This window comes from Ideonella paludis (genome assembly GCF_018069865.1).
Taxonomy (GTDB): domain Bacteria; phylum Pseudomonadota; class Gammaproteobacteria; order Burkholderiales; family Burkholderiaceae_C; genus Ideonella; species Ideonella paludis.
Genome location: NZ_JAGQDG010000019.1, coordinates 1 through 2407 on the forward strand (window position 1 = coordinate 1; position 2407 = coordinate 2407).

Annotated in this window: 1 protein-coding gene; it reads left to right on the forward strand. The window is 66.9% G+C overall.

Annotated elements, in window-relative coordinates; translation table 11 throughout:
• Positions 1–14: 14 nt before the first annotated feature.
• Positions 15–2407, forward strand: a 2393-nt coding sequence (locus tag KAK11_RS21600; protein ID WP_210811700.1) for an Ig-like domain-containing protein, incomplete at its 3' end; no start/stop codon positions are given.

Consider the following 2407-nt stretch of genomic DNA (forward strand, 5'->3'; position numbering starts at 1 on the left):
CAAAGGAGTCCCCCGTGTCCACCCCCTCAAAAGTCAAAGCACGCATGCTCAACGATGCCAACGCGACTGCAGCCGGCGCGACAGCGGGCGTGGCGCGAGTTGACGAGAGCCTGCAAGCTGCGGCGAGCACCGCCAGCAGCACCGAGCTGCAGGCCAGCGCTGGCGAAGCCGTCAATGCCACCAGCAGCGGCAGCGGCATCCCCGAGCCCAACCAAGCCCCGGTGATCATCAACGAGTGGATCACCGTCAAGGCCGGCCAGCCCGTCTCGGCCCACCAGTCCGTGCTGCTGGCCAATGACTACGACCTCGATGGCGGCACGCTGAGCCTCGTCGAGCTGGGCAAGCCCGCTCACGGCACGCTGACCCAGGCCGCCGATGGCACGCTGACCTATGTCGCGCACGGCGACTACAGCGGCGACGACAGCTTCACCTACAAGGTCAGCGACGGCCAAGGCGGCTTCAGCACCGGCACCGTCTGCATCAAGGTCGAGTCCTGCGGCTGCACCAACAAGCCCCCCGTGGTGGTTGATGAGTGGGCCAGCGTGCGTGGCACCACGGCAGTCTCGGCCCACGAGAGCGTGCTGCTGGCCAATGACAGCGACCCCGAAGGCGGTGCGCTGACCATTCGCAACATCGGCAAGCCCGCCCACGGCACCTTGACCCGTGCGGCCGATGGCACGCTGACCTACAAGGCTGACGCCGGCTTCACCGGCATTGACAGCTTCACCTACGAGGTGGTGGACCCGCAAGGCAAGTTCACCGTCGGCACGGTGCATTTGTGCGTGCTGCCCCCCACACTGAACGTGACCATCACCGATGTGCGCGACGACGTCGGCGCCGTGCAAGGCACCGTGGTCGATGAGGGCCGCACCGATGACCGCCGCCCTGCCCTGCAAGGCACGACCGAGGCCAATGCCACGGTGGACATCTATGACGGCACCACCAAGCTCGGCCAAGTCAAGGCTGATGCCAACGGCAACTGGAGCTTCACCCCCACCACCGACTTGGGCGATGGCCGCCATGACTTCAAGGCCGTGGCCACCGCCATCGATGGCTTGACCGCTCAGAGCAATGAGTGGTCGGTGATCGTCGATTGCGGCACCACCCCGCCGCCGCCGCCTCCTCCTCCGGCACTGCCCGCCCCCGTGGTGGCCATTGGCGAAGACTTGAACAATGACGGCGTGATCAACAAGGCCGAGAAGACCGGCCCGGCCGATGCCATCGTCACCCTGCCCGTGGGCGCCAAGGCCGGCGACACGCTGATCGTCACCGACCAGAGTGGTGCCAAGCAAGAGAAGCTGCTGACCGCCGCCGACATCACCGCGGGCAAGGTCACGTTCGTCGACGGCTTTGTGATGCCCGCTGAGGGCCAGACCCTGACGCTCACCGCCCAGATCCGCAGCGCCGAAGGGGTGCTCTCCGAGAAGGGCACCGACAGTGCCGTGGTGGACACCACCGCGCCGGGCAACCCCACCGTCACCATCACCACCGACAGCGACAACAGCGGCACCATCACCCAAGGTGAGCTGACCGCCGCTGGTGGCGTGGATGTCAAGATCGACCTGCCCGACACCGCCAAGGTGGGTGACAAGCTCATCGTCGTGGACCAAGCCGGCAACAAGGTTGAAGTCACGCTGACGGCCACCCAGATCGCCGCCAAGTCGCTGACCTTGGACAACGCCTTCCCGGCCCCGGCGCATGGCGCGACGCTGACCGTCACGGCCACGCTGACCGACCCGGCTGGCAATGTCTCGGGCCCCGGCACGGACAGCGCCGTCATCGACTGCCCGCCGCCGCCTCCTCCTCCCCCGCCCGTGCTGCCCGCCCCGCTGGTGGTCATTGGCGAGGATGTGAACAATGACGGCTTGATCAGCCGTGCCGAGAACACCGGCGGGGCCGACGCCATCGTCACCCTGCCCGTGGGGGCCAAGGCCGGCGACACGCTGATCGTCACTGACCAGACTGGCGCCAAGCAAGAGAAGCTGCTGACCGCTGCGGACATCGCGGCCAAGACCGTCACCTTTGTGGATGGCTTTGTGATGCCCGCCGAGGGCCAGACGCTGACGCTCACCGCCCAGATCCGCAGCGCCGAAGGGGTGCTCTCCGAGAAGGGCACCGACAGTGCCGTGATCGACACCACGGCCCCGGGCAACCCCACCGTCACCATCACCACCGACAGCGACAACAGCGGCGTCATCAACCAAGGTGAGCTGACCGCTGCCGGCGGTGTGGATGTGCGGGTGGACTTGCCCACTTCGGCCCGCGCCGGTGATGTGCTGATCGTGGTCGATCAGGCTGGCAACAAAATTGAGGTGACCCTGACAGCCGCTCAGATCGCGGCGAAGTCGGTCTTCTTGGACAACTCCTTCCCCACCCCGGCGCACAACACCACCCTCACGGTCACCGC